Here is a 26045-nt window from a genome sequence, read left to right as displayed (position 1 = left end):
AGCAATTTCGCCATCTTGTTTGGTGAGGGAGCGATGTCCGAGCTCATTCGGACGCACCCGTGGGCAGAAACGCCGTTATTGCCCGCGAACATCGGGCCGAACCTGTTCCGCCAATGCCGCACGGTCTCGTGGCAAATATCGATGCCGCGTTCGAACAGCAGGTCCTCGACGTTTAGCAACGACAGCGGGAAGCGGACACACATCAGCGCTACCAGCCGAATCACCTCAGGCGACGAGCGGAAGTAGCGGAACGGCCTGGCGCGTTGACGGGGCGAGACATTCACGCCGCTTACCGTGCGCTCCCTAACGCCCAGTGCATTTGGTTTGACAGAGCCGTATTACTCTTACATCCCGATGGCCCCCGATGAGCCTTTTTCCTAACCCGCGGTGACTCCCCCGTCCACGCTTAGGCAGGCACCATGAACTGCCGATCCGCGCGGCGAGGCGACAAATGCGACCAGTTCTGCCACCTCGATCGGGTCGACCGCCGGGCGGAGCCCGCTATAGCGCGCCATCAGGTCTCGATCTGCTGCATCCGGGATCGAAAGGTCAGTGCCGATATTGGTTCGCATCGCGCCCGGCGCAACCGCATTTATCCGGATCGGCTGGCGCGCATATTCCATCGCAAGGCATTTGGTCATGTGAATCAGCCCCGCCTTCGCCGTCGAATAGGCAGTGGTGTAAGCGGTGCCGATGATCGCGCCCGACGAAGCGATATTGACGACATTACCGCAGGCGGCAAGCAAATGCGGGAGAGCCGAGCGAATGAGGTGGAACGGCGCGGAGAGGTTTACCGCCAGCGTCTTGTCCCACATCTCGGGCGTGACGTCGGGTGACAAGGCGAAGTGGAGGATTGCGGCATTATTCACGAGGATGTCAAGACCGCCGAAGGTCGCAACCGCCTCCTGCACTATTTTATCGCAAACGGATGCATCGCTCAGATCGGCGCAGATAGTATGAGATACCGCGTCTCCTAGCTTGCCGGCGACTTGGGTCAGCCCGGTATCGTTTCTGTCGACAAGGACCAGCCGCGCACCCTCGCGCGCGAACACGCCTGCGATTGCGGCGCCGAGGCCACTTCCCGCGCCCGTTATCAGGGCGCGCCGATCGGCGAGATGGCCGCCCCTCATTTCGGCAAGCTTCTGATCCAGCCATCGATGCGGTCGATCATCTGCATTCGCGTGCTGGCAAAGGACTGGCAGTGACCGGATTTCGGCAGGATATGCAGCGTCACGTCGCCTGAACGCTTGTAGTAACTTGGCTCGTCATGAGGACGCGGCGATACGTCCCGTTCGCCGAGACAAATATAGACCGGCACGGTGATACGACCGGCGTCATCGGAGACGATGCCTATCTGGGTCGACTGGTTCGATAGCAACGTCGGCACCTCGACTGCGAGTTCCTCGTCTACCTTGAGCACGTCGCGCGGCACATCGTCCCAGTGGAAGCTCTCCGCGATGCCGGCATGGTCGAGCAGCCAATAGTCGCCCATCGCGGGGTCAATCGGCCGCTCAGCGGGGACCTGCTGACCGCCCACGGTCAGGTGAACGCCGATGGCGGTGTAACCGAGGATAAGGACACGATCGTAGGTCGCGTGTTCTGCTTGCTGGGTGATGGTCTGAAAGCCGCCCATCGAGTGGCCACCGCCGACTTTCAGAAACTGCGGCATCGCTGGGATCGCGGGATCGAGCGTACCGTTCGCAAGACGCTGGTGGATTTCGAGTACGGCTGCGTGGTTGGCAAGCGCGCATATTTGCCGCGTCGCCTTCATCTGCGTCGGGATACGCGAGCTCTCGCCGACGCCAAGATGATCGAGGAGGATGACGAGATGGCCCCGCGATGCGAGTTCTTCAGCTACGCTATAGCCCGTGCGGCCCGGCACCTCGACATGGAAATAGCGCTTGTCGTAGCTCCCGCCGTTGAGCAGCGCGACCACGCTTGGCACGGGTGGCGGGGTTCCGGTTGCCGGAAAGATCCAGGCGGCAATGGCGATTTTCTCACCTTCGGTGACATCCACCGGCAGTGCCTCGGTTACGTCAATGCTGACTGGAATATAGGTCATGTCCTGCCCTCCCACCTCGTCACCGCTTGCGCACGGCGCTCTTCGACGCCTTAATGGCGGCATGGCTACTTATATGTCAACAGCTGAGGACTTGCCGCGAAAAAGGGACGCCGTGAGGACTCGCTCTGAACTTCTTGCGGCAGCGCAGAGCGTGTTTGCAACTGTCGGCTATACCGGCGGTGGTGTACGCGAGATCGCAGCACTTGCTGGTATCGACGCATCCCTGGTGCGCCGCTACTTCGGGTCGAAGGAGGGGCTATTCGCAGCCGCGCTGGCCGAGGCGCTGGATATCGACCGCATGCTGGATACGCCGCATGAAAGCTTCGGTCAGCATGTCGTAGCGCATTTCCTCGATGGGGAACGTGATTCGCCTAACCCGCTCCTGATAATGCTGTTGGCGATGACCGATCCGACGGCTCGGGTGATTGTCTTGTCAACGCTCGACGAGCGTGTGGTTGCACCCCTCGGGCGCTGGATCGGTGGCGCTGATGGCGCACTTCGCGCCGCGCGGGTATCAATGTTGTGCAGCGGATTCTTCACTTACTGGAAGCTGCTGCCGCTTGATGTTTTTGCAAACGGGATCGACGCAGATACGCGTCGCTGGCTTGAGCAATCGCTGCAAAGTGCGATCAATGGCCCACGACCTTAGCTCTAGTGTCGGCGCGCAACCGCTGGGCTGCTTTACTTACTTCTCATTATGACGACGGTCGTCGCTCGTTGGCGATTGCAGTGCAGCTAACGTAGCCGATCGGTCCATCGAGGTCGTGCAAGCGGCAATGGCCGACGGCGATTCCCTGTGATGCCTCGTGCCCCGTGACCTCGAAGCCGATCCATTCCGCGGTCGGCACGCGGTGGAGATGGATGGTGACATCGGTGTTCATGTAGCGGATGCCGGCATCTCCCATATTGGAATAGGGGCTGGCAAAGTCCGCCGCGGCGGCAACGCGCGAAAACGGCGTGAAGGGCTGGCCTTGGACGAGAGCGAAACGCTCGCGAATCCAGCAGCCCTTTTCGGTTGTGGCGCCTAGATGGCCCGAAACCGTTCGCTGCTCGAACGCGCCGCGCTTTTCTCGCTTCTCGTCTTTGATCGTATCGGGATGCGACGGATTCCAGGGTGCGGGCGACCAGACGCGTCCGGCCGGCGGGGGTGTGGGCGCGAGAAACTGGCAGGATGCTCTCGCCACCGCTTCTCCGTTGGCGATCAGATCCGCCTCAACCAGGCGCAGACGTCGCCCGTCCCGGATGACGCGCGACCGGATCTGTAGGGAGGCAAATGGCGCGAGGCGATACATGTCGACTGTGAGCCGCGCCGGTACGAGCGTATCGGCGCCATGCAGCCGCTCGATCTCATAGCCCAGCAGCCCCACGACGGCGCGACCGCCCAGCGCATCCCGACCCCAATAGCTTCGCGCCAAGTTCAGCGGCCGGTAACCGCCATCCTCCGCCGCGAAGCACGCCGTATCAGTGTCCGGTTTCGTCATGCGTGATCTGCTGCACGCCGGCCAGCACAAGATCAACCATCGTTCGCACAAACACGGGACCGCCGGCGAGCATCGCGTCGCGCAGGCGTCGCGGCGTGGAGATGATGTGATTGATAATGCCGCCGACCAGCAGATCCATAATTATGCCGGGGTTCGCAAACGATGGCAGGTCGCCACGCTGAATAGCCAGACGCACAATGCCGCGGCCCTGATGGACCATTAGCTCGCGATACGGCTCGGCGAACGATCGAACCTCGCTGAAGCGCCGTGCGTCCGCGCGCAACTGCAGCGCGACCTCACCATAAGGACCAGCGAACGTATCGAAAGTGCGTGCGCCGAGTTCGAGCAGATCGCTCCGCACATTGCCCTCGTTGATCGTTGCGACCCAATCCCACCGCTGGTGCAGTGCGTCCTGAAGCAACGCCTCCCGGGTTTTCCAGCGCCGATACAGAGCATCCTTACTGACCCGCGCGCCCCGCGCGACGCCATCCAGGCTGAACCCGAGCCACCCCTGGCGGCCGTAAAGGACGAGCGCCGCATCCAATATGCGCGTCTCGATCCGGGGGTCACGCGGTCGTCCGCGTCCCGTCGCCCGAGCTTCGTCGCTATCGGTTGGAGTCTCTTGCATCGCTTATTCAATCGATATACCGACGGTGACCGTCTGGTAAATGGCTACGGAACGTCACGAGAGGATTCGCATGACCACGATCGGGATAGAGGAGCGGGCCGCCATCCGCGAGGGTTTCGCGCGGCTCCTGTCCGAGAAAGCGAGCGAGGCCGATCTGCGGCGGACCATGGCGTCCGATAGCGGGCATGATACGGATTTATGGAAGGCGATCTCAGACATGGGCATCGCCGGCTTGCTGGTCGATCCCGATCATGGCGGCGTCGGTGGCAGTATCCTCGATGTCGAGACGATCATGGAGGAGGCGGGCGCCGCCTTGCTGGCCGCTCCCTTGTTGTCGGGCGGTGTGATGGCCGTCGCGCTGCTCGCGGAATCCTCCGACGCGGATCTCAAGGCGCGCCTGCTGCCCGCGATCGCCTCCGGCGAGACCATCGCCACCGTCGCGGTGACGGGCGACAACGGATTGTGGACGCGCGACGATATCGGCGTCGTTGCGACGGCCGGCTGGTTGAGCGGCACGGCGAGCTACGTCCTTTCGGCCAACATCGCCGACGTGTTGCTGGTCGTCGCCATAGCCGGCGACGGTGTAGCCGTTTTCGAGGTTGATTCGAAAGCCGGCGGCGTGACGATTGAGCCTCTGCAGGCTTGGGATCCGACACTCCGGTTGTCGCGGATCCGCTTCGACAAGGTTGCGGCAAAGGTGCTCGCAGGCGTCGATAGTTCATCGGTCGAGCGGACGCTCGATCTGGCGCGTGTCGCGCTGGCGGGGGAGCAGGCCGGCGCCGCGCGCCGGATCTTCGACATCACGGTCGAGTATCTTCGCACGCGCGTGCAGTTCGGACGGCCGATCGGCGGTTTCCAGGCGCTCAAGCATATGGCGGCAGACCTGCTGGTCGAGGTCGAGTCCGCCACGTCGGCGGCACGTGCCGCCGCGCAGGCGCTTGCGAAGGGTACGCCCGATGCGGCCGCACTGGTGAGCCTCGCCGCTTTTGCATGCGCCGACGCCTTTCATCAGGTCGCTGCGGCGGCGATCCAGATGCACGGCGGCATAGCCTTTACGTGGGAACATCCCGCGCATCTCTATTTACGACGAGCGCGGGTGGATGCGCAGCTATTCGGTGCGTCGGCCTATCACCGCGACCGCTATGTTTCGGCTCTGGAGACTGCAGCATGAACGACGTTCTTAGCCAGCCGGTGGTCGTCGAGGGCGACGTCGCCGCCGAAGTCGAAGCCTTCCTGACGAAACATTGGGACAAGGAGAATGGTCGGCCGCGAGATGCGGACGGGCGCATCCGTGGATGGATGGAGAAGGTCTTCGAAGCGGGATGGGCGGTCGCGAGTTGGCCTCGCGAATGGTTCGGCCGCGGTCTAGACAAGGATGATGCCCGCACCGTCCTTGCCGCTTTCCGCAAGGCCGGCGCGCCCGGTGCAGGACAGGACCGCACCAATATCTCGGCGGCGACGCTGATGACCTTCGGGACCGACGAGCTGAAGCGCGGGCTCATCCCGGGCTTTCTGACCGGCAAATATACGAACTGCCTGCTATACAGCGAACCGGGCGCCGGTTCGGATCTCGCCGCGCTGCGCACGCGCGCCGAGCGCAAGGGCGACGAATATATCGTCAATGGCCAGAAAGTCTGGACGTCCGGCGCGCACAAGGCCGATTTCGGCTTGTTGATCGCCAGGACGGACTGGGACGTGCCCAAGCACCAAGGGATCAGCTTCTTCTTCATCGACATGCGCCAGCCCGGCGTCGAGATCAGGCCGATCAACCAGATCACGGGCGACAGCCACTTCAACGAGGTGTTTCTTGATAACGCCGTTGTGCCGGCAAAGAACCTTGTCGGCAAGGAAGGCGAAGGTTGGAAAGTGCTGCAGACCGCGCTCGCGGTCGAGCGCCTGATCATGGGCGATGGCGCCGGCGAGCGGCGCCAGGGCTCGAGCAAAAGCAACGTCGTCAGCCTGATCGATATCGCGCGCGAAGCCGGGAAAATCAACGATCCGCTGATCCGGCAGGAAATCGCGCGGGCAACAGCTTATCGCCAGCTCAACGCGCTCAATGTCGCGCGCGCGAAGGAAGAAATGGCGCAGGGCACGTCATCGCCGATCATGTCGCTCGGCAAGCTCGCCATGTCGCGTATCCTGCACACCGATGCCGCCGTGATGACGCAGATCCTCGGAGCGGCGAGCATGCTCGACGGCGCTGACAACGAGCGCGCGGCCGACGTCAACTACCGTACGGCCAACGCCTATATGACGTCGATCGGTGGCGGAACCGATCAGATCCAGCGCAACATCATCAGCGAGCGTGTGCTCGGCCTGCCGCGCGAGATCGAGCTCGATCGCGACGTGCCATTCCGCACCTCGCGCGCCGTGACCGGCTGATACTGGGGACATGGACATGACCGAACGGCCCCTGAACGGGGTGCGCGTGCTCGACGCGGTCAGCGGCCCGATGGCGGCGATCGCGCGGCACTTCGCCGAACTTGGCGCGGACGTGGTTCGCGTCGAACCGACCGGCGGCGGGGAGGACCGACGCGAAGGATTGATGGCGGGCGGCGTCAGCCTCGATTTCGTCGCCGCCAACCTCGGCAAGCGTACGGCGCCGGTGGAGCAGCTCGCTGCGCTCGCCGTCGAGACCGACATCCTGATCGCGCCGCTTGGAAGCACCGATGTGGTGGCGCTGCGTGCCGCCAATCCCGCGCTGGTCGTGCTCAGCGTTTCGGATTTCGGCGATACCGACGGGTATCGCGACTGGGTCGGCAGCGGTCCGGTCTACCACGCCTTGTCGGGCGAACTGTCCCGCTCGGGCATACCGGGTCGCGAGCCATTGCCGCCGCCTGGCTATCTCGCTCTTACCTGCGCGGCGGTGCAGGCTGCGTATGTAGCCCTGCTGGCCTACTACAACGCGCTGAAAACGGGGCATGGCGATCATCTCGACTTCTCGACGCTCGACGGGGCGTCGCAAGCGCTCGATCCCGGATACGGTATCGCCGGCAGCGCGACGGCGGGGGTCCCGGCGTCGCAATTGCCGCGCGGGCGGGCGGAAGCGCGCCATCAATATCCGATCATTCCGTGTAAGGACGGGTTCGTCCGGCTCTGCGTGCTGGCCGCGCGCCAATGGCGTGGGATGTTCGAGTGGATGGGACGACCGGAGGCGTTCGCCGATCCTTCGTACGACCTTCTGCAAACCCGCTTTGCGTCGCCGACGCTGATTCCGGCGATCACGCGCTTCTTCGCTGACAAGACGCGGTACGAACTGGAGGAGGCCGGTCAGCGTTTCGGCGTGCCGACGGCGGCGGTGCTCGATCTCGACGAAGCGCTGCAGAGCGAGCAGATGATCGCCCGCAAGGCGTTCGTTCCGGTCGAGATCGCAGCCGGCGTACTGGCTCCGCTTCCAGATGGCGTGCTGGAGATAGACGGTGTGCGGATGGGGATAGACGGCCCCGCGCCCGAAGTGCCGAGCGGGCCAATTGCATGGGCGCCGCGTTCGAAGCCGGCAAGGCCAGAGGCTGGTGGCGATCGACCGCTATCGGGCTTGCGGGTCCTCGATTTCGGCGTAATCGTGGTTGGCGCGGAGGGCGGCCGGTTGCTCGCCGATCAGGGCGCGGACGTCATCAAGGTGGAGAATGCGGCTTTTCCCGACGGGTCGCGCCAAAATCGCACCGGCGGACTGATCTCGCCGACGTTCGCCACCGGGCACCGCAACAAGCGCAGTCTTGCGCTCAACGTCCGCGATCCCGAGGGTAAGGCGCTGTTGCTCAAGCTGATCGAGACGACCGACGTGCTGCTGTCGAACTTCAAGGGCGGCACGCTGGAGTCGCTCGGGCTCGATTATGCATCGCTGAAAGCGGTCAACCCTCGCATCATCGTCACCGACAGCTCGGCGTTCGGCCCGACGGGCCCCTGGTCGAAGCGGCTTGGCTACGGACCGCTGGTGCGGGCCTCGGCGGGCCTCACCATGCAGTGGCGCTATCCGGGCGAACCCGACAGCTTCAGCGACGCGATCACGGTGTACCCGGATCATGTCGCCGGACGGATCGGTGTGATCGGTGTGCTCGCGCTGATGATCCGACGCCTGCAGACTGGGAAAGGTGGATCGGTCAGCGTGAGCCAGGCCGAAGTCATGCTGAGCCATATGGCACCGCGGATCGCCGCCGATGCGTTGGAGCGATCGGGGCATGTCGTGACCGAGGATCCCGCCCAGTCCGCCGTGTATCCTTGTCACGGTGACGACGAATGGTGCGTCGTCACGATCCGCGATCAGGCCGACATGCAGGCCGTGGCCACCGTCACCGGGGGTGTTCCGCTCGCCGAATGGCTCGCGGGTCAGGCGCCGCGCGAGGCTGCTGCGGTGTTGCAAACTGCCGGGGTGCCGGCCGGGGCGATGTTGCGGGTCTCCGAGCTGCCCGGCTTCGACTATTACGAGGCGCGACACTATTTTCGGGAGGTCACGCACCCGCACATGAAGCGCGCATTCAAGGTCGAGACCACGCCGATCGTGTCCGAACGGCTTCCGGATCCGCCGGAGCGCCCCGCACCCTTGATGGGCGAGCATTCGGCGAAGATCTTGCGGGAAGATCTGCGCCTTTCGGATGCGGAGATCGAGCGGTTGATCGCGGCGAACGTTCTAGAGCAATTCAAGATGCCGGAGGAGACCGCAGCATGACCGAGCTTTCCACAGCACCCGCCGTGCTCGTCGAGCGCCGTGGCAATGTCATGATCGTGACGCTCAATCGGCCGGAGGCGCGCAACGCCATTAACGAGGCGGTGTGGCTGGGCGCGGGCGAAGCAATGGCCGAAGCCGAGCGTGATGTCGAGGTGCGCGCGGTGATCGTCACCGGCGCCGGCGATCAGAGCTTCTGCGCCGGCGCCGATCTCAAAGCGCTGTCGCGCGGCGAGCGGATCGCGCCGGCCGATCCCGAGAAAGTCGCCTGGGGTTTCGCGGGCATCGTCGCGCACCCGATTTCCAAGCCGCTTATCGCCGCCGTCAACGGCACCGCGCTTGGCGGCGGTACCGAAATCGCGCTGGCCTGCGATCTGGTGGTTGCGGCAGACACGGCGAGCTTCGGGTTGCCGGAGGTGAAGCGCGGCATCCTGGCGGGCGCCGGCGGGGCATTCCGGCTCGTCCAGCAGCTCCCTCGCAAGATCGCGATGGAAATGTTGCTGACCGGTGATCCTATCGATGCCGCCAGGGCGCTCGACCTCGGGCTGATCAACGCGGTGGCCCCGCGGGCGACGTTGCTCGATGCTGCGCTGGAACTGGCGGAGCGGGTCGCGGTCAACGCACCGCTGTCCGTGCAGGCGAGCAAGCGCATCGCGCTGGGCATGGTCGATGGCAAAGTCGCGAGCGATGAGACCGCGTGGGCCCAGACGCGTAAGGAAAGCGGCGCGCTGATGCGATCAGAAGACGCGCGCGAAGGCCCGAGGGCCTTTGCGGAAAAGCGCGCGCCCGTTTGGAAGGGACGTTAGGAGCGAGCCATGAGAAACGATCCCGAGCGTATTCCCGTCATCGTCGGTGTGGGGCAGGTCAATGACCGGCCTGCCGATCCGCAGTCCGGCCTGGATTCCGCAGGCCTGATGGAGGCTGCGTTGCGCGCGGCGGAGGAGGATGCCGGCGGTACATGGCTGGCCGATCTCGATTCGCTCGCGGTCGTCGACCAGATTTCGTTTCGCGCGCTCAATCCGATCGCGCCTGGCCTCGCGGAGCGGATTGGCGCGCATTCGGCGATCTGCGAGCAAACGAAAATGGCCAGCGGCGACAGCCCGATCCTGTTGCTGAACCAGGCCGCCAATCGCATCGGCACCGGTGAGCTCAAGATCGCCGCCGTCGCGGGCGGCGAAGCGTTGCGCACGGCTGCGCAGCGCGCCGCCGCCGCACAGGGAACGGACGTGTCGGCGCAGAACGCGTCCCGCGCGATGTCGTCACGCGGAAAACCATCCTTTCGCAGCCGCTACGGCCTGGTCGCGCCGGTCGACGTCTACCCGCTCTACGAAAACGCAGGACGTGCCGCCTACGGCCAGACGCTGGCTGTAGCCCAGCACGAAAGCGGCGAAATATGGTCGCGCTTTTCGGAGGTTGCCGATGCCAATCCCGGCGCATGGATTCACAAGCCGGCGAGCGTAGCGACGATCGTAGAGCCGACCGCGGACAACCGGCCGATCGCATTCCCCTATACCAAGTTCATGGTCGCGAACTCTTCGGTCAATCAGGGTGCGGGGTTCATCGTTACCAGCCTCGCCGAGGCACGGCGGCGCGGCGTTCCTGACGCACAACTGATCTACGTCGGCATGGGCGCCGCCGCGCATGAGCCAGACGACCCGCTTGGCCGCGATCGTTATGACCGCAGCCCCAGTATGGCGGTGTCTATTCGCCGAACACTGGACCTCAATAAGATGCGGGCCGCCGATCTCGACCTTGTGGAACTCTACAGCTGTTTCCCGTGCGTGCCCAAGATGGCGCGTCGCGTGCTCGACTGGCCGATCGAAAAGCCTGCGACGGTGTTCGGCGGGCTCACTTTCGGCGGGGGGCCGATCGGCAACTACATGAGCCATGCCGTCGTCAGCATGGTCCTGAAGCTTCGCGAGAGCGGCAGGTACGGCCTTCTCTTCGCGAACGGCGGCTTCGCTACGCACAACCATACGATCGTGATCGGGCGCGAGCCCATCGCGGCGGCGGCGTTTCCCAACGACTTCCACTTTCAGGCGGAGGCGGATGCCGATCGGAGCGCCGTTCCGCAGATCGTCGAGGCGTATGAGGGTGCTGCGACGATCGAGACGTACACTGTGCTCTACCAACGCGATGGCTCCGTCAAATGGGGCGTGATCGTCGCGAGAACGCCAGACGGCGGGAGGACACTCGCCAAGCTGCCTGCGAGTGACATAGCCGGCATCGCTTTTCTGACCGATGGTCAGGTTGAACCAGTTGGTAGCACTGGCGTGATCGTCATTGACGAGTCCGGTGACCAGATATGGGGCGTCTCGCTGTAACGCTGCCGCGCGAACAGAATGTCACCTGCTTTAATATATCTCACTTGGAGATGCGCGGAATATCGATCTATCGATTTCATTCTCTCTTGCGATGAATTTGACTTAAGTCAGAGTTTACCGATCGCGCTTGCTCGACATTGCAGAAAAGGCGGCTTTTCGCATTTGCTTCCTAAAAGCTGCCAGTCTGGAACCGGCCCAAAAGCCGTCCGGCAGCTCAGCTATGTACAATTAGTCGTCCGCGGCGTTCGGGGTGATCCCGAACCATGCTAAGACCTTCCTGATCTCGCTGGACGTCGGCATGTAGGACGTGCTCAGGAGGGCCTGGTATCGGGCAGCCTCAGTGATCGTGTTTGCAGCCCGGCCCATGCACGTGCGGTTGGGCCAGCTTATGCTTTTCTTCCAGGACGAAGGCGAGGAAACTCGGCCCGTCGTCGCCGCGCATCTCGCGGAAGCGCTTGGCCCACCCGACCGCATGAACCGCCGAGGTTTCAGCGCCGAGGCGGATATCGCGCGGCGTCGTGATGTGGCTGTCATTGTCGATTAGCGCACCGACGCACAGACCAAAGAAACTGTAGAGATCGTCGCCGGTGATGGGCGTCTCGGGATGAAAGCTCTGAAGCATATCCATCACGACGGGCATGAATTCTGAATAGGTGCCCATCAGTTCCTGCTCGTTGAGCGTCAGGTCGGGCAGGGGGGTGGCTTTCGCCATTGATCGTCTCCGGAAAGGTGGCAGGTTTGTCCGTTGTGGGCGCGACCCTATCGCGAACAAGAGCGAATTCGAACCGACGAATTTTGCCTTAGGGGTGCGCGAGGCGGGCTCATCTTACGTCAGGCGCTCATCGAGCAGAGAGAATTGTCATGTCTCGGCGCTGTCGGCTGGCTATGGACGCGCCTTGCACTCCAATGATCGCACGGCTCGCCATGAAGAAAATCCCCTCACGATTTCGCCGCCTCGACGGCGCGCTCGCCGATCTTCCCCTCGACGAGCCGATGCTGCTGACCGAGCTGGACGGCTTCCTTACCGGCGTTCTCGTCGGGCCCGAACCTGTCGCGCCAGACGAGTGGATGCAGCTTGTATGGGGCATCGACAACGGCACGCCACCGTTCGAGGATCCGCTCGACGTCCAATGGTTCGCCGATGCCGTGATGGCGCGGTATAACGAGATTCTTCGCGATTTGGAGCGCGGTAAGCCGCAACCGATCTTCGACATCGACGAGCGCAACGGCGATGTGCTCTGGGAGCCGTGGATCGACGGATTCACGGATGCGGTGGCGTTGCGGCCGGACGACTGGGCTGCTTGGGCCGAGAATGCCGATCCCGTGACAGCCCAAGCGCTTTCCGGTCTGTCGAGCCTGATCGCGATCGCCCGCAACGAGAGCGATCTCGACAGCGTGCAGATCAATGCGATGCAGAGCCAGGCACCCAAAGATATCGGAGACTGCATCCTTCGGCTCCATGCAGCGCGGGCGCGAGACGACGTCTCGGCGGCAGCGCCCTCGAAGGCCGTAATTCCCGCGAAGGTCGGCAGGAATGATTCGTGTCCCTGTGGCTCGGGCAAGAAATACAAACGCTGCTGCGCATAGGCCGAATCGCCTGAGCCCGCGGAACAATCTCTTGCGCGTTTCCTCGGTTGAAGACTGACTCGTGGTTTCGCGAGATGTACGTGCTAGGTCCGCCGATATGTCGAAGTCTCAGAACACCGCCGGCACCGTAGATGTCGATGGCTTTACCTACGAGTGGCACCTCGAGCACGAGCCGCACCTGTCGGATGACGACGGGTGGAAGGGCATGACGATTTCGCTGTTGCAGCGGGATGCCAAACGCGAAGCGCACCTCGAATTCCCGCCGCCCAAGCGGCTGTTGAAAGGTTTGCCGCGCGGGCGCCTCCAACTCGACGACCCGACGATCTCGCGCGGTGTGCGCGCCGCGTTGGCGGCGGGTTGGGAGCCCACGTCGCGCGGCAAGCCGGTGGTATTCATGGTCGACGCCGAGGGCAACTGAGGCTCGCATCGCAGCGGTGCTCGCATTTTGCTGCTAGCCTAGTCGCCAACGAGAGATCCGTGTAGCCGGGGAGGACGGCCCGGGCTGAGCGTTCTGTTCGCGTCTGCGCGCCGATCCGGAGCAACTGACATACCCCGCAAAACGAATTACGACTTCGAGCGCCGAGAGCGCGAACGTGCCAAGGCGGTCGAGACCGCAAAGAAGGCGCAAGCCAAGCTGGAGAAACGGGCAGCCGAGCAGGCAACGCCCGGTGCGGATCCATCAGGCATATCATGAGCGCCCTGACGCGATGATGCAGCCGTCCGATTTAACGCTCGTCCAAATGGGCTGGAGGCCGTTCTTCAGCGAGCAGGTCGCCGCCGAAGAGCGTAACGATTGCCAGCCCGTTCGCGTGATGTCAGTTCACCGCGGAATGGTGACCGTCTCTGGCGAAGGGATCGAGGACTCGATCTCGTCCAGCCTCCCTGTCCCAGGAGGTGCAGAGGAGCGCCCCACCGTCGGCGACTGGTTGCTGGTTGATCGGAACACACGAAGTCTCGTGCGCATCCTCGATCGGTCGAGCCTGTTCAAGAGACCCGCTCCGGGCGATGAGCGTCGGGTGCAGCTCATTGCTGCAAACGTGGACACGCTTTTCATCGTCTCGTCCTGCGATCAGGATTTCAATATCGCGCGGCTTGAACGCTATCTGGTGCTGGCGCGCGACACCGGCGTCCAGCCGGTGGTTGTGCTCACGAAAGCCGACCGGTCGCCTGAACCTGAGCGTTTCGTCGACGCGGCACGCGCGCTTGAGCCCGGGTTGCGAGTGGAACTCATAAACGGGCGTGACCCGACGAGCGCCGCCCGTCTCGCGGGGTATTGCGGCCTCGGAAAGACGGTCGCGCTGGTGGGGTCGTCCGGTGTCGGCAAATCGACTCTCGTAAATACGCTCAAAGGATCGGACAGCATCGCGACACAGGCCGTTCGCGAAGGTGACGGCAAGGGGCAGCACACGACGACAGTCCGAGAGATGCATCGCATCGCCGGTGGTGCGAACGAAGGCGGCTGGCTCGTGGACACGCCGGGCATGCGCGAGCTCCAGATGTCTGAAGTGAGCTCCGGCGTGACAGAAGTCTTTGATGACGTAACCGCAGTCGCGCTGACGTGCCGGTTCGCGAACTGTACCCATGGGAGCGAACCCGGATGTTTGGTCCGCGCCGCCATGGCGAACGGCCATCTTGATTCCGCTCGCTTCGAGCGATGGCGCAAGCTCGCACAGGAGAATGCGGACAATAGCGCTACAGCGGCGGTTCGCCGTAACCGGTCAGCAAAAGCCAAAACGAAGAGATGACCATCTGCCTGCCTGCCGCTTCGTCAGGTCAGGATCGGTGTTGTCCGATGTTGTTGCAACCAGGCTAGCTTCGATCGGGACCCGCTCTTTCGCGGATAGCCTATTTCGAGCGCCAGTGCCCATATGACGCCAGGAAGGGGAGGGAGAGCGCGTTTGCGTGTCTGCTCTTTGATGCGGTCCGGTGCGGTCATTGGTGGGGGGAAAGCGGAGTGGGGCTGGGCACGAGCCGAAATCGTGGGCTAGGAAGATCCTGATGCGCACCGACCTTGATCATCTCCCGGCAGCAAAACAGCGAGAGCTCGACCGCGTCGTCCAGATCCTATTCGAGGAATTGCACGACGCCACCAAGCTGGCGACCGGTGACACGAAAAACGGGCGGATCCTCAAGATCATTCTTTACGGAAGCTACGCGCGGGGAGGCTGGGTTGATGAGCCGCATACCTCCAAAGCCTATCGCTCCGACTTCGACCTTCTTGTGATCGTCAACCAGGACGAGCTGACCGATCGACTGGATTATTGGTCGCGAGCAGAAGAGCGCCTGAACGTCGAATTGGCCGTGACGAAAGCGCTCCACACTCCGGTGAATTTCATCGTTCACACGCTTCAGCAAGTGAACGATGGGCTTGCGCACGGGCGCTACTTTTTCATCGATATCGCGAACGACGGTATCGCACTCTACCAGTCTGACGATACCGAGCTACACCAGCCGAAGCCGAAAACACCGGAACAGGCATTGGCGCTCGCCCGCGAATATTTCGAGGAGTGGTTTCCCAGTGCTGCAGAATTTTTCGACGATTTTCGGGCGAACACCGAAAAGCATCGATACAAGAAGGCAGCTTTCGAACTGCACCAATGTGTAGAGCGCCTCTACCACTGCGTTTTGCTTGTCCGTACTTTCTACACTCCGCATGTTCATAATCTCATTTTTCTTCGTACGCAGGCTGAACGTCTCGACCGACGGCTATTCGAAGCTTGGCCGAGAGAGAAACGCAAGGATCGTGCGGCATTTGAGAAGCTTAAAGACGCATACGTGAAGGCTCGGTATTCAAAACACTACCGGATCGATTTGGAAGAACTCACGTGGCTGGGGACTCACGCGGAGGAACTCGGGCGTGTCGTTCACGCGATCTGCACTGAGCAAATTTCGGTGCTTACGTCTGAATTATCCAAAAAATCGATATAATGCCTGGCCGGCATTAGTACTTCGAACGATTAAATGATTGCGTGTTTGAAAGAGAACAAATTCTGCCAGATTGGCAGGATCGTGCTAGTTTGCGTCGACACAAAAGCCTTTCTCGGGCAAGGTCGGTCTTAACTGTTCATTCCTGAACCATATTAGCTCGGTCATTTTCAGATTGGATGGGATGAGCATTGTGAACGAAGATCTCGAAACGGCGAAGGAGGCCAATGAGCCAATCGTCAATCCTGAGGGGCCACGACTGTCAGATTTCTTTTGGCGGCCATGGTATGTGAAGGTCTGGTGGGTCACCTGCCTTGTATATTGTTCTTTGAAGTATGCTGCCCACAGCACTGATCTACGTCAAATCGCGGCATGGCGCGATGGGGTTATGTTCCCAGCTTTACTTCTGCCGCAAACGATAATCTTCACGCTGTTATTTTTCTGGTGCAGGGCGGTCGTTTTCTTTCGCTGGAAACTTGGCGATGATGAACAAGGACTTGAATGCACTGATGGCGACGATAGCGATTTTGGTTTTGATGCTCCTACGAATATAATGATCGATGCCAATCACCCGCTGTCACTTGCCAACCCCACAAACCCGGCCAGTCCGTTAAATCCCGCGCACCCGGTGAGACAGGTCTGATAAGCCGATTATTCTACCGCTTTTTGAACTCCGGGTTACCGTCCCATTGGCCGTTGTCCAAATCTCCGGAGAAGCGACCAGTGCTCAGGATTTGTTCCTGCTCGTGCGACGACAACGGCGCCAAGAAGTCACCTAAGCCGCGACCCGCGTCCGCTTCCCTGAGATAGCGATTCCGCAGACCCCTGCCGCCCAGTACTTGTCGGCTCAGTTCGGCACTGAAAGCCTGCTCTGGCGTGCTCGACCGCGAAGCAATCCGCTCAGCTTCGGCGATCGCGTTTCGGACGTCGTAGTTGACTATGTCGATCGTGCCGTTGGCAGCCGTTGAACTGACCGCCGCGTCCGAGCTAGAACCGCTTAGCGCAAAGCTTGCGCTCCCTCTTGTTCGGCCAACGGAACGCCCTTTCGCGTCAGCAGAAGAAGTCGCAGACGCGCCCCCCGATACTTGCCCGCTAACCGCGTCGCCGATCGTCATCTGATGCTGCTCACTTCGTGTGAGCGCGCGCTGCCAACCCGTTTGCGCCATGACCGCCTGCACGTCGCGCTGAAGCGTATCGGCGACTTGGGGCTTGAGGCGCCAGTGGCCGGTGCGGTCCATCTCGAACCCGCCCTTGAGCCAGTTCGCCATCGCAGCATGGCCTTCCTTGCCGCCGCCGAGGAAATGCTCGATCGTGTCGGGCCCGGCCTGCTTGCCTGCCTCGAACCGCGTGCTGGTGTCGGCCCTGGCGGATTTCTGGAAATCGCTGCTGCTCGAAACCAACAGGTCGTTGGCGGCGAAGCTGAAGCGGGCATGGCCACCCTGCGCGATCGCGCCGTACTGGCTGTCGCTAATAAGACCGGCCTTGTGAAGCTGACTTGCCACCTGCGGGCTGACGTTAAGCGCCAGGTCGCCATTCTGTGCCATCGCCAGCTGACGCTTGGTCATCGTGACCCCGTTCGCCCGCAGCAGCGCCTGCATGCGCGACAGCCGCTCGCTGTCGACGATTCTGGTCGTGCGGTCGTTTCTGGCGCGGTCCGCAATGCCCTGCGCACCGCCCTCGGCCATGTCGACCTGGTTGCCCGCCGCCTGGCCGAGCGTCCGGATGAAGCTGTCGAGACGCGCGGCCTCGCGGGTGGACATGCCCGCCGCCTCTGCGCCCGCCGCGAACCCCTCATTGTCGGCCTGTCGCCGCTGTTCGCCGATCCGGGCGGCACTCCGCGTGCCGTCGAGCCCGGTCTCTTTCTGCGCATCGAGCTTGCCGGCCCGTTCGGCGAAGTCATAGCCCGCCGTGTCTCTGCTTCGTCCGTAGACCGTGGTGCCCTCGCGTGCGGCCTCCGCGGTCGCACCGTCCGCCGTCCCAAGCTGGGTGGCGGCGCTATAGGTCTCCATCGCCTTCAGCACCTGCGCCTCGTTGCGGCCGGTCGCGCGGGCGAGCTGGGTGAGGGCGGAGGAGCGGGCTTCCCCGGAGAGCGCGGTGATGAAGCCGATGCGGCGGCTCGTCTCCTGGACCGGGAGACCGAGCATCTGCGCGGCGTCGCGCTGGCCCTGGTTGGTGCCGCTCCGGCTCGCCTGCTCGGTCGCGACGTTGCGGCGCTCGACGCCGGCTACATCCGCGCCCGCGAAATCGCGGCGCCCCGCCATCGCGCCGACCTGGACCTGCGCGGCGGTCAGCTCGTTGGTGAGGATCTGCTCCTGGTCGAACGCATTGGCGGTGAGTTTGGCGAACAGGGGATTGCTTTGCGCCTCGCCGATCACGCCTGACGCCTTCAGCGCGGCATCCTTGGCATCGTAGCCGCTACGCTCGAAATGGCGCTGCGCGCCCGAGAGCATCATGTCGTAGGCGCGCTCGTCGCCGAACGCGCGCCACTGCACCATGTTCTGGGCGAAGGCGGCGAACGCTTTCTCGCCCTGCTGGCCCTGGCCGAAATAGGTCGTGCCAAGGCTTCTGAGCGCGTCCTTCTCGGCGAACTGGTGGATTGCGCCCGTTGCAGCATTGGCCTGGACCGCACGCGCGACCGCCGGGTCGGACAGGTCGCGGCCGCCCATGGCGGGGGCGAGGCCACCGAGTGCCCGGGCACCATCGATCCCGCCCATTGCCAGCGCCGTCCCCCCGGGAGGGCCCGAGCCCTCGCCGATGATCGTGCCCGTCTCCCCAAAGGTGCGGGTCTGCTGGAAACTCGACCGCTCCCCGAAATCCCCGAAGCTGCTGGCAGCGCCCGCCCGGGCGCGCGTCCCCGCGGCCGACGCCTGCGCCTCGAGCGCGCTCGCATAGCCTTCGGATGTCGCAAGCGGGGCAGCAGCCGCACTCGCCTGGCCGACCGCGCCGAGCGCGCCGCCGGTGAGCGAGGAGAATACGTTGCCGGAGAAGCGGAACACCGTGAACACGAACGCGCCCGCAAGGCCTGCCGCCGCCGTCCGGAACGTGCCGAAGATCGCCAGCGCCTTCATGGCGGCAGAGGGCGCCATCAACCAGGCGTTGGCGCCGAGCGCGTTACTCCGCATCTCGCCGAGCACCCCCATCGCGCGGCCGAGCGACAGCTGGTAAATGCCGGCATCGATCACGCCCCACAGCGCCACGAACACGAAGAGGCCAAGCGCGAAGCTCGCGACCCGCAGATTGATCGGCGTGAGGATGAACAGCAGCGCGATCGGCACCATGAACAGCATGATGCCGAAGACCGTCGCGCGGATCGTCGGCATCCACTCGTTGGCGGCTGACATGGTCGAGAGCCCACTCGAGATCACCGCGCGGTTCGCCATCACCCGCGCGGCCGTTGCCGGAGAATCCTCGAACAGCACGTCGCCGACCGCATTGCCGAGCAGGATGTGCGTCAACAGGCCCTGGGTCGACAGCGGGCGCGAGAGCATCATCTGGCCCATGTCGCCCAGCTGCGACCGGCAGCGCTGGAGCTGCGCCGGGACGGCCGTGTCGAACCCGGTCTGTCCGCAGATCTGCTTCGTGTAGGCATCGAACAGATTGGGGTCGGACAGGCGCTCGTTGATCAGCGTCCAGGCTTCCTCGCAGCTCACCGTCGTGCCGCCCTTGTCGCCTTGGGTGTAGACGGTCGAGAAGGTCGAGGGGCCGGCCATCGCGGCGAACGCCGCCGGCAGATCGGTGGTGGTGCGAAACAGCTTGTCGTCGTCGACGCCGTAGGCCGGCGACACGCGCGCGACTGGATAGCATTGGCGGACATAGTCCTTGATCGTCGCGTCGAGAAACGTGTCGGTCATCGGGCCGCGCGGGGAGACGGCATTGAGGAACAGGTCGAAACTGTGCCCGCCCGCGCCGAACTCGATCTTGGCATTCGGATCGAGCGTGTTGTCGTCGATCGTCTCGACCAGCGCGCGCTCCATCAGATTGGTGACGCCGGCCACGAGCACGAGCAGCACCGGCACGCCGCCGACCGGCTGATAGGCGTTCCTGACCCGGTCGTAGACATGGACCGTGCCCGTCACACTCACGAGGCCCACGAACAGGCCGATCCCGACCAGGATCTGGAACCCGAACGCCATCAGGCCGGCACCGGAACCCCGAACGCTCGCCAGCAGTGCGCCGAGTCCGATCCCGACCGTCGCGATGATCAGCACGAGCGTCTCGTAGCGGGGATCAGCGAAGATCATCGAGACGAGCCGAAACGCCTCGACCGTCTCGGCGAAGCCATCATAGGTGTGGAAGCTGGTCTCCATGGTCAGGCTCTCGCTGCCGGCAGGACCAAGCGCGCCGAAGGCGCACGACGCGGCCGGGCCACCGTCCAGCTCGACGGGCGCATGAACTCGATCCTTTCGAAAAATGGTCCGTGGAGCCTGGCGGAGCGGAACTGCGCCCGCCACCGTGAGGGCACTGAAGTGCCGTTCGCGGCGCCCTTGCGGTACATGTCCCGCAATGTCGCGATCTGAGGCGGCGAGGTCGAGTTTCGCGATACGACACTTCTGTGATTGCGCGAAGCTGGAGCGTTATACCCTATAGGGCATAAGTAGATATTATGCCTTATAGGGTATAATTCCCGAATATGCCCCACAAGGTATATTGCAATTTTATTCCCTGCGGGGTATATGGATGCTGAAAGGCATCCCCATGACCCACCTCGCAAGATCCTCGAAACAGCTCGGCACCCTCATCCACAATGCGCGGGTGCATCGCGCCCTGACGCAGCAAGCCCTGGCGGACCTGGTTGGAACCGGCCAGAAAACCATCTCGCGTATCGAAGGCGGTCAGCTCGGCACGAAGCTCGAGACCCTGTTCGGCATTCTGGCTGCATTGGATCTCGATATGCGGATCGGACCCCGCGACAAGGGCGGCGCGGATATCGGTGAGATCTTCTGATATGTCGCGGCAGAAGACTCACGCGCCCCTGAACGTGCTGATCAACAGTCGCCATGTCGGCCGGCTCTCCAAAGAGTCGAGCGGCGCCATAATGTTCCAATACGACCAGAGTTGGCTCGACTGGCAGCACGCTTTTGCCGCATCGCTGTCGCTGCCGCTTCGCGCGGCTGCCTATCGCGGTGCGCCGGTTCTGGCCGTGTTCGACAATCTCCTGCCCGACAGCGGCGATATCCGCCGTCGTGTCGCCGAGCGCACGGGCGCCGACGGAACAGATCCTTACAGCCTGCTCGCGCGCATCGGCCGGGACTGCGTCGGGGCGATGCAGTTCCTGCCAGAGGGCGAGGCCTTCAATGCCGGTGATGCCGTCCAGGGCGGCACGGTGAATGACGACGATATCGAGAAAATCCTTGCGGGCCTCAAAGGCGCGCCGCTGGGCATCAATCCGGACCAGGACTTCCGCATCTCGATCGCGGGAGCCCAGGAGAAGACAGCGCTGCTGCGCCACAACGACACATGGGTGCGGCCGACCGGCACAACGCCGACCACGCACATCCTGAAGCCTCAGCTCGGAGAAATTCCCACCTCAACCGGTACGATCGACATGACCGCAAGCGTCGACAACGAGCATTACTGCCTTGCCCTGATGAGCGCGTTCGGGCTGCCCGTCGCCCGCACCGAGATCGCGACGTTTGGCAAGCGCCGCGTGCTGGTCGTCGAACGCTTCGACCGGCAATGGCACGCGGATGGCCGGCTCCTGCGCCTTCCCCAGGAGGATTGCTGTCAGGCTCTCGGCATACCGTCATCTCAGAAATACCAGAACGAGGGCGGCCCGACGGCTGCCGCTATCATCCGCTTGCTCGGCGGTAGCGATGATTCAACCGCCGACCAGGCTGCATTCCTCGCCAGCCAGATCATCTTTTGGCTGATCGGAGCGACGGATGGGCATGCCAAGAACTTCAGCCTGTTTTTGCGCCCCGGTGGGGGTTTCAGGCTCACGCCCTTTTACGACGTGCTGACGGTGCAGGGGACCGTCGATCGCGGACAGCTGGATCGCAAGCGTTTCCGTCTGGCCATGTCGGCCGGCAAGAATCGCCACTACCGCATGGAAGAGGTGTTGGGGCGGCATTTCGTGCAGACCGCGAAGATCGCTGGCATGGGGCCGACCGTCATCAGGAAGGTAGTGACGGAAGTTCGCGAAAAGGCCGCCACCGCCGCCGACCTCGCGAGGGGCGCGATGCCCGACGACTTCAAGGACGACGTCCATTCCACTGTGAAAGCCGCGATCGCGGGTCGTCTGGACCGCCTGGAAACGGCCTTTGCCGAGCTTGAGTGACGCATCCCGGTCGATATCAAGGGGTTCGGGTTGAGGCTGTCCCGACGGCATCGCGCGCATCGCGGTCGCGCTGGCGCACAAGGCCCGCATAAGACGCTGACAGGTTCGCCGCGTTCAGCGCGGCCATATAGGATTGCCGCATCTGCGCGCGCTGGCGCAGCACCTCGTCGCGCAGGTCGCGCAGCTGCTCGAGGCCCTTGGTCAGGATCTTGGTCTGACACATGTTTGGACTGTCGGGCGCTGAGGCTCCCGCGACCGTCGCGCCGCGCTCCGCATTGCTGACCGCGAAGTCGATCGAGCGGGTGAGGTCGTTGAGCATCTGATAGGCGAGGGTCAGCGCCACCAGTTCGTCGGTATCGCCGACCACCGAGTCGACCACGCCCTGGCGCACGCCCCATTCGAGCATGCGGTAGATGGGGAGCGTGCGGACATTGGCGACGAACTGCTTCTCCTCCGGCGCCAGCGTCGCGCGCGTGCGGATCTTGACCGCGATCGACTGCATCCGGTTGCGCGCGAGGATCAGCGCGCCCTTGCCGCTGCCGTCCTGCCGGCAGTCGGCGGGCGAGCTCGGCACATTGAGCGCGCGGGTCTGAACGCGGCCGGTCAGAAAATCCTGCGCGCTCTCGGTATCCTGGTTGGGACACGCCGGGATCGCCGAGAAGAGCGGCACCTTGTCGGTCGGATCCCAGCGCATGTAGATGTCGCCGACCCGCGCGCGCATCACGCCCGCCCAGTCGCCCGCGCCGACGCGCGCCGCGGCATGGCCCAGCAAGGAGCCGGTCCGGAAGATGTCGGTGACCTCGGCCGGGCAATTGTTGAGTGCGTCCTTCAGATCCTCGGTTGGATTGTTCTTGTTGGCCTCGATCTTCTCACGGCTCTGCTGGAAGCTCTTGGCGAACCCCTGCTTGATAGAGCGATAGCCGGTCATCTCCTCGATAATCCCGGACATATTATCATCGCCCTTGGCGATCTGGACGAGCCGGTTCGCCATGCGGCAGTCGTTGACCTGGATCGAGTTGAGGAAGTTGGTCGCGGCCTCCATCTTCGAGATGATGTTGCCCATCTTCTCGTCGAGCGTCTCAAGGAGATACTGGAACGCGACCGCGGGGGCTGCCTGCAGGATGCTCTCGAGCTTCTGGACGAGATATTCGGGATCGAGGAACGACATGCCGCCCAGAAACATGTCGATGCCGCCGCAGCCCGCCTTCACCTTGGGGAGTGAGAGCGACATCAGATAGTCATTGTGGACGTCGACGCGCCCCGACATGCCGCCGGCGGTCAGATAGCCGCGGGTCTGATCCTCGAAACTGCCGGGGCTCGTGTAGGTGACATTGTCGAACCAGCTCTCGGCCCAGCCTTGGGCGCTCGCGGGCGAGGCGCCGAATACGGCCACCATCAAGACTAGCCAGGCTGCGAACTTCACGAGCGCGGATGGCGGCCGCAACGCTTTGGACAAAGGCCAGATGCCCAAGGCCTTACCTCTGATCGCGGGGCTCATCGGGAAACGCCCTCGCGGACCGGGCTGACGATTCCAGTGAATTTCGACATGGCGCGTACGGCGACCGCAGGCCGCACGCCGGTCAGCATCTTGGCGGCAAGATAGAGGTTGCGCGCGAGATTGAGGGGGTGATCCGTGCCCACCGCGATCGGGATCAGCCGCGTCTCGTCGGCCACAGGCCGGACCCAGGCGACCGGGTGTCCGACCCAGGGCAAGCCGAGCCGTCCTGACCGCACCATCGCCTCCTCGCCGGGGATCGTGCGGACCTGCCATCCGTAGCGCACGCGCAGGGCGCCCAAAGCTGCCCAGAGATCGGCGCAGGCGAGACAGCCCGGCGCCGTTGTCATCTCGATGAGATAGAGCGGCGCCTGACCCTTCAGTGTGTCGGCGAAATCGGGCGGGAAGGCGTGCGTCAGCGGAACGCGGCCGAGCCACAGCTTCAGGGCGCTCTCGTTCTGGACCGGATGGACTGCCGCACGGGCCGCCGCCGTGCGATCGGCTTGCGCCGCCGCGCTGTTCGGCATCACAAGCGCGGTCGCACCGATGCCGGAAAGGATAGTCAGGGGCACGGCGCGCACGACCGGCCAGACGGACATGAAGGGACTGCTCATGCCGGCGGGATGCGACACCGTCCGTGGCTGGACAATGCGGTGGGCAATAACGTGCCGCTAGGGCACCGGCGTCGCGTCTTGGGGCAAGGGACGCCCTCTGCACTTCAAGCCAATTTGAAGCGGCGACCGCTCGTCGGGGGGACTGCACACAGTTCGGAGATCGTCAGGAATTCGATGCTCGAGCCGGTCGGCGAGCTGCGCGTGCGGGCGCTCGACCCTAGCGACGTGGCGGCGGGCGGGTGACATTACGCAGCCCAGCATCCGCATTCTTGCGGCGCCCGATGTGGGCCCCGGTGTCCAATGGACGCTTGCGCAACTCGTGCCGCAGGGCGCGTCTTATGTTCGGGCCGCTGCCGCCGAGATCGCGCAACGATGGGACATCGAGCGACGGGATGCGCTGCAGTAGATGTGGCAGCGCGCCTCTCTATCGCCATTTATCCCACAAAGTGAAGAACGTCCCCTTTGCGGGACAGTAGGCGTAAAGCGATAACGCGTTTTAACGCTCAGATGGTAATTATCCCACGTTCTTATCCTTCCGTGCTATGTGGGATAATGATGCGGACGGTCACACCCTTCACGGAAGAACAGGCGAGGCTGCTTGTCAATCTGCACCAGCGCTACGACGCCTGGATGTCTGCCGAACAGACGCTGCACCAAATGCCCTATGACCTCCGGCGCAAGGAGGTTGCCGGTAAAGCCTATCTCTACGAAATCCATGATCGCGGCGGCAACGGAAAGAGCCTTGGGCCGTGGTCTGCGGCGCAGGAAGCGCGCTTCGGCGCCTATCGTGCCGCCAAGGCCGACGCGAAACTGCGACGGGACGGGGCTGCCGGCACACTCGCCGAAAGTGCGCGGCTCTACCGGGCGCTCCGCCTCCCGATGCTTGCCAGCGCGGCCGGGCCAATCCTGCGCGAAGCCGATCGACGGTCGCTTCTTGGGTCCGATCTCCTGGTCATCGGCACGAACGCGACAACAGCCTATGCGATCGAGGCGAACGGCTTCATCCGCCAGCTTCCGGACGAGACCGAAGACCTCGATCTTGCCTGGGCAGCCGAGCGGGAAGCGGAAGATCAGCGTGTCTGGGATCTCCTTAAGACGGTCGATCCGACATTCACCGTCAACACCGAGCGCACCTTCCAGGCCCGCAACGCAAAAGCCTACGAAGTCGAGATCCTCGTCGCGCCCTCGCGGGCTGGCACGATGGCGCGGGCCGATCGACCACGCCCTGTGCCGCTTCCGGAGCAGGAATGGTTGTTACTGGGCACGCCGGTCAGTCATGTTGTCGTCTGCCGCGACGGCTCGCCCGCGCGCATCATCGCGCCAGACCCGCGCTGGTTCGCGCTCCAGAAGCTGTGGATGGCCGAGCAGAAGAAGCGAAACCCGCAGAAGCGGCCCAAGGATCACAAACAGGGCATGCTGCTGCTCGACGCGGTCGCTGAAGCGATGCCACAATACCCGCTCGATGCAGGGTTCGAGGCCCAATTGCCGGGCGAACTTGCGCCCTTTTTCGCAGCATGGAGCGCGCAACGACCACCGCCGGTGTTGCCGTCCTGGTAAGCGGGCGCGGTGCTATTTACAGAAGTTTGCGAACATGCCCTTGAACCTGAAGCGGGGCAGGGGATACCATCTGGCCATGGCCAGCATTGGAACCCGCATCAACGAAACCGGCACGCTGATTCGGGATGGTGGAGCGTTCTTTCTGCGGCGCGATGCCGGCGGACGCTTCGAGCTCGAGTTGCACCGCGTGCCGATCGATCATGTCGAAAAGCGTGTCCGGGTGATTGGCACGTTGGTCGGCGACAATATCGTCAACGCGGATGGTGTCGCGCCCGCCTGATTGCCGACACCAGTATTCTTCGGCGTTCCGTGCGACACGTCTGCGCCCAAGTTCCTAAGCGCCAGAATGTGAAAGGCCGTCCCGCTGCCGGGACGGCCTTTCCATTGTCCAGCGAACGCGGAACGGCTTAGGCGAACTGGACCCCCGCGGTG

The 26045-nt window shown here is 63.5% G+C and carries 23 protein-coding genes and 1 pseudogene; 15 read left to right on the top strand and 9 right to left on the bottom strand.

Annotation, left to right across the window (positions count from 1 at the left end; translation table 11 throughout):
- Positions 1-83: 83 nt before the first annotated feature.
- The 3 genes and pseudogenes from Q5H94_RS05455 to Q5H94_RS05445 all read right to left on the bottom strand — a co-directional run.
- Positions 84-284, bottom strand: a pseudogene (locus tag Q5H94_RS05455) (IS6 family transposase); the annotation flags it as partial.
- Between the two features lie 93 nt (positions 285-377).
- The gene (locus Q5H94_RS05450; protein ID WP_304560225.1) at positions 378-1130 is read right to left on the bottom strand and encodes an SDR family NAD(P)-dependent oxidoreductase; all 753 of its coding nucleotides are present in this window, start codon (positions 1128-1130) and stop codon (positions 378-380) included.
- A complete protein-coding gene (locus Q5H94_RS05445; RefSeq protein WP_304560224.1) occupies positions 1127-2062 on the bottom strand; it encodes an alpha/beta hydrolase in 936 nt (311 codons plus the stop codon). Before Q5H94_RS05445 ends, Q5H94_RS05450 begins: the two co-directional genes overlap by 4 nt.
- Between Q5H94_RS05445 and Q5H94_RS05440 the strand changes: the two genes are divergently transcribed.
- Positions 2061-2711, top strand: coding sequence for a TetR/AcrR family transcriptional regulator (locus tag Q5H94_RS05440; RefSeq protein ID WP_341850089.1), 651 nt, complete (start codon positions 2061-2063; stop codon positions 2709-2711). The genes Q5H94_RS05445 and Q5H94_RS05440 overlap by 2 nt on opposite strands.
- Before the next feature lie 46 nt (positions 2712-2757).
- Here Q5H94_RS05440 and Q5H94_RS05435 read toward each other — a convergent pair whose 3' ends face one another.
- Positions 2758-3543: a thioesterase family protein gene (locus tag Q5H94_RS05435; RefSeq protein WP_304560222.1), complete on the bottom strand. Its 786-nt coding sequence runs from the start codon at positions 3541-3543 to the stop codon at positions 2758-2760.
- A complete protein-coding gene (locus Q5H94_RS05430) occupies positions 3524-4087 on the bottom strand; it encodes a TetR/AcrR family transcriptional regulator (protein WP_304560221.1) in 564 nt (187 codons plus the stop codon). The genes Q5H94_RS05435 and Q5H94_RS05430 overlap by 20 nt, the downstream gene beginning before the upstream one ends.
- Positions 4088-4241: 154 nt before the next feature.
- On the opposite strand from Q5H94_RS05430, the gene Q5H94_RS05425 reads away from it, so the two are divergent.
- From Q5H94_RS05425 to Q5H94_RS05405, 5 genes are read left to right on the top strand one after another with little or no spacing between them, the layout of a single operon-like run.
- Complete coding sequence (locus tag Q5H94_RS05425; protein WP_304560220.1) at positions 4242-5342, top strand: acyl-CoA dehydrogenase family protein; 1101 nt, start codon at positions 4242-4244, stop codon at positions 5340-5342.
- Positions 5339-6553, top strand: a complete 1215-nt coding sequence (locus Q5H94_RS05420; RefSeq protein ID WP_304560512.1) for an acyl-CoA dehydrogenase family protein — start codon at positions 5339-5341, stop codon at positions 6551-6553. Before Q5H94_RS05425 ends, Q5H94_RS05420 begins: the two co-directional genes overlap by 4 nt.
- Before the next feature lie 16 nt (positions 6554-6569).
- Positions 6570-8837: a CaiB/BaiF CoA-transferase family protein gene (locus Q5H94_RS05415; RefSeq protein WP_304560219.1), complete on the top strand. Its 2268-nt coding sequence runs from the start codon at positions 6570-6572 to the stop codon at positions 8835-8837.
- Positions 8834-9640 (top strand): crotonase/enoyl-CoA hydratase family protein, encoded by an 807-nt coding sequence (locus Q5H94_RS05410; RefSeq protein WP_304560218.1) that lies wholly within the window; start codon positions 8834-8836, stop codon positions 9638-9640. Before Q5H94_RS05415 ends, Q5H94_RS05410 begins: the two co-directional genes overlap by 4 nt.
- Before the next feature lie 9 nt (positions 9641-9649).
- Positions 9650-11158 (top strand): acetyl-CoA acetyltransferase, encoded by a 1509-nt coding sequence (locus Q5H94_RS05405; protein WP_304560217.1) that lies wholly within the window; start codon positions 9650-9652, stop codon positions 11156-11158.
- Positions 11159-11495: 337 nt separating this feature from the next.
- Here Q5H94_RS05405 and Q5H94_RS05400 read toward each other — a convergent pair whose 3' ends face one another.
- Entirely contained in the window at positions 11496-11870 is a 375-nt protein-coding gene (locus tag Q5H94_RS05400; protein WP_304560216.1) for a hypothetical protein, read from the bottom strand.
- A gap of 194 nt (positions 11871-12064) precedes the next feature.
- Here Q5H94_RS05400 and Q5H94_RS05395 point away from each other — a divergent pair, with 194 nt between their 5' ends.
- From Q5H94_RS05395 to Q5H94_RS05375, 5 genes are all read left to right on the top strand, one after another.
- Positions 12065-12745, top strand: coding sequence for a UPF0149 family protein (locus tag Q5H94_RS05395; RefSeq protein ID WP_304560215.1), 681 nt, complete (start codon positions 12065-12067; stop codon positions 12743-12745).
- Positions 12746-12842: 97 nt separating this feature from the next.
- A complete protein-coding gene (locus tag Q5H94_RS05390; RefSeq protein WP_304560214.1) occupies positions 12843-13163 on the top strand; it encodes a hypothetical protein in 321 nt (106 codons plus the stop codon).
- Positions 13164-13413: 250 nt separating this feature from the next.
- Entirely contained in the window at positions 13414-14490 is a 1077-nt protein-coding gene (gene rsgA, locus Q5H94_RS05385) for a ribosome small subunit-dependent GTPase A (protein ID WP_341850088.1), read from the top strand.
- A 253-nt stretch (positions 14491-14743) separates the two neighbouring features.
- Entirely contained in the window at positions 14744-15673 is a 930-nt protein-coding gene (locus Q5H94_RS05380) for a nucleotidyltransferase and HEPN domain-containing protein (protein WP_304560213.1), read from the top strand.
- Between the two features lie 190 nt (positions 15674-15863).
- The gene (locus Q5H94_RS05375) at positions 15864-16313 is read left to right on the top strand and encodes a hypothetical protein (RefSeq protein ID WP_304560212.1); all 450 of its coding nucleotides are present in this window, start codon (positions 15864-15866) and stop codon (positions 16311-16313) included.
- A gap of 13 nt (positions 16314-16326) precedes the next feature.
- On the opposite strand, the gene Q5H94_RS05370 is transcribed toward Q5H94_RS05375, so the two are convergent.
- Positions 16327-19977, bottom strand: a complete 3651-nt coding sequence (locus Q5H94_RS05370; RefSeq protein WP_304560211.1) for a conjugal transfer protein TraG N-terminal domain-containing protein — start codon at positions 19975-19977, stop codon at positions 16327-16329.
- A gap of 370 nt (positions 19978-20347) precedes the next feature.
- Here Q5H94_RS05370 and Q5H94_RS05365 point away from each other — a divergent pair, with 370 nt between their 5' ends.
- Both Q5H94_RS05365 and Q5H94_RS05360 read left to right on the top strand, forming a co-directional pair.
- Positions 20348-20614 carry a helix-turn-helix domain-containing protein gene (locus Q5H94_RS05365; protein WP_304560210.1) on the top strand — a complete coding sequence of 89 codons (267 nt, stop codon included), beginning with the start codon at positions 20348-20350 and terminating at the stop codon, positions 20612-20614.
- A 1-nt stretch (position 20615) separates the two neighbouring features.
- Positions 20616-21947, top strand: coding sequence for a type II toxin-antitoxin system HipA family toxin (locus tag Q5H94_RS05360; RefSeq protein ID WP_304560209.1), 1332 nt, complete (start codon positions 20616-20618; stop codon positions 21945-21947).
- A gap of 16 nt (positions 21948-21963) precedes the next feature.
- On the opposite strand, the gene Q5H94_RS05355 is transcribed toward Q5H94_RS05360, so the two are convergent.
- Positions 21964-23343, bottom strand: a complete 1380-nt coding sequence (locus tag Q5H94_RS05355) for a conjugal transfer protein TraH (protein WP_304560208.1) — start codon at positions 23341-23343, stop codon at positions 21964-21966.
- Positions 23344-23441: 98 nt separating this feature from the next.
- Positions 23442-24041, bottom strand: a complete 600-nt coding sequence (locus Q5H94_RS05350) for a hypothetical protein (RefSeq protein ID WP_431312141.1) — start codon at positions 24039-24041, stop codon at positions 23442-23444.
- Between the two features lie 570 nt (positions 24042-24611).
- On the opposite strand from Q5H94_RS05350, the gene Q5H94_RS05345 reads away from it, so the two are divergent.
- Positions 24612-25613 (top strand): GSU2403 family nucleotidyltransferase fold protein, encoded by a 1002-nt coding sequence (locus tag Q5H94_RS05345; protein ID WP_304560207.1) that lies wholly within the window; start codon positions 24612-24614, stop codon positions 25611-25613.
- 76 nt (positions 25614-25689) lie between these two features.
- Positions 25690-25893, top strand: a complete 204-nt coding sequence (locus Q5H94_RS05340) for a DUF5818 domain-containing protein (RefSeq protein ID WP_304560509.1) — start codon at positions 25690-25692, stop codon at positions 25891-25893.
- The last annotated feature ends 152 nt before the right edge of the window (positions 25894-26045 follow it).

It is taken from the genome of Sphingomonas immobilis (assembly GCF_030580995.1).
Classification (GTDB): Bacteria; Pseudomonadota; Alphaproteobacteria; order Sphingomonadales; family Sphingomonadaceae; genus Sphingomonas; species Sphingomonas immobilis.
Note: the sequence above shows the minus strand (reverse complement) of the source record. Positions and strands in the feature narration are given on the sequence as shown.

Excerpts from the sequence above, each read along its gene's own strand:
- Q5H94_RS05450 (WP_304560225.1), bottom strand. The coding sequence starts at position 1,130 with ATGAGGGGCGGCCATCTCGCCGATCGGCGCGCCCTGATAACGGGCGCG.
- Q5H94_RS05440 (WP_341850089.1), top strand. The coding sequence starts at position 2,061 with ATGTCCTGCCCTCCCACCTCGTCACCGCTTGCGCACGGCGCTCTTCGA.
- Q5H94_RS05445 (WP_304560224.1), bottom strand. The coding sequence starts at position 2,062 with ATGACCTATATTCCAGTCAGCATTGACGTAACCGAGGCACTGCCGGTG.
- Q5H94_RS05435 (WP_304560222.1), bottom strand. The coding sequence starts at position 3,543 with ATGACGAAACCGGACACTGATACGGCGTGCTTCGCGGCGGAGGATGGC.
- Q5H94_RS05425 (WP_304560220.1), top strand. The coding sequence starts at position 4,242 with ATGACCACGATCGGGATAGAGGAGCGGGCCGCCATCCGCGAGGGTTTC.
- Q5H94_RS05420 (WP_304560512.1), top strand. The coding sequence starts at position 5,339 with ATGAACGACGTTCTTAGCCAGCCGGTGGTCGTCGAGGGCGACGTCGCC.
- Q5H94_RS05415 (WP_304560219.1), top strand. The coding sequence starts at position 6,570 with ATGACCGAACGGCCCCTGAACGGGGTGCGCGTGCTCGACGCGGTCAGC.
- Q5H94_RS05410 (WP_304560218.1), top strand. The coding sequence starts at position 8,834 with ATGACCGAGCTTTCCACAGCACCCGCCGTGCTCGTCGAGCGCCGTGGC.
- Q5H94_RS05405 (WP_304560217.1), top strand. The coding sequence starts at position 9,650 with ATGAGAAACGATCCCGAGCGTATTCCCGTCATCGTCGGTGTGGGGCAG.
- Q5H94_RS05400 (WP_304560216.1), bottom strand. The coding sequence starts at position 11,870 with ATGGCGAAAGCCACCCCCCTGCCCGACCTGACGCTCAACGAGCAGGAA.
- Q5H94_RS05395 (WP_304560215.1), top strand. The coding sequence starts at position 12,065 with ATGATCGCACGGCTCGCCATGAAGAAAATCCCCTCACGATTTCGCCGC.
- Q5H94_RS05390 (WP_304560214.1), top strand. The coding sequence starts at position 12,843 with ATGTCGAAGTCTCAGAACACCGCCGGCACCGTAGATGTCGATGGCTTT.
- Q5H94_RS05380 (WP_304560213.1), top strand. The coding sequence starts at position 14,744 with ATGCGCACCGACCTTGATCATCTCCCGGCAGCAAAACAGCGAGAGCTC.
- Q5H94_RS05370 (WP_304560211.1), bottom strand. The coding sequence starts at position 19,977 with ATGGAGACCAGCTTCCACACCTATGATGGCTTCGCCGAGACGGTCGAG.
- Q5H94_RS05365 (WP_304560210.1), top strand. The coding sequence starts at position 20,348 with ATGCTGAAAGGCATCCCCATGACCCACCTCGCAAGATCCTCGAAACAG.
- Q5H94_RS05360 (WP_304560209.1), top strand. The coding sequence starts at position 20,616 with ATGTCGCGGCAGAAGACTCACGCGCCCCTGAACGTGCTGATCAACAGT.
- Q5H94_RS05355 (WP_304560208.1), bottom strand. The coding sequence starts at position 23,343 with ATGGTGGCCGTATTCGGCGCCTCGCCCGCGAGCGCCCAAGGCTGGGCC.
- Q5H94_RS05350 (WP_431312141.1), bottom strand. The coding sequence starts at position 24,041 with ATGTCCGTCTGGCCGGTCGTGCGCGCCGTGCCCCTGACTATCCTTTCC.
- Q5H94_RS05345 (WP_304560207.1), top strand. The coding sequence starts at position 24,612 with ATGCGGACGGTCACACCCTTCACGGAAGAACAGGCGAGGCTGCTTGTC.
- Q5H94_RS05340 (WP_304560509.1), top strand. The coding sequence starts at position 25,690 with ATGGCCAGCATTGGAACCCGCATCAACGAAACCGGCACGCTGATTCGG.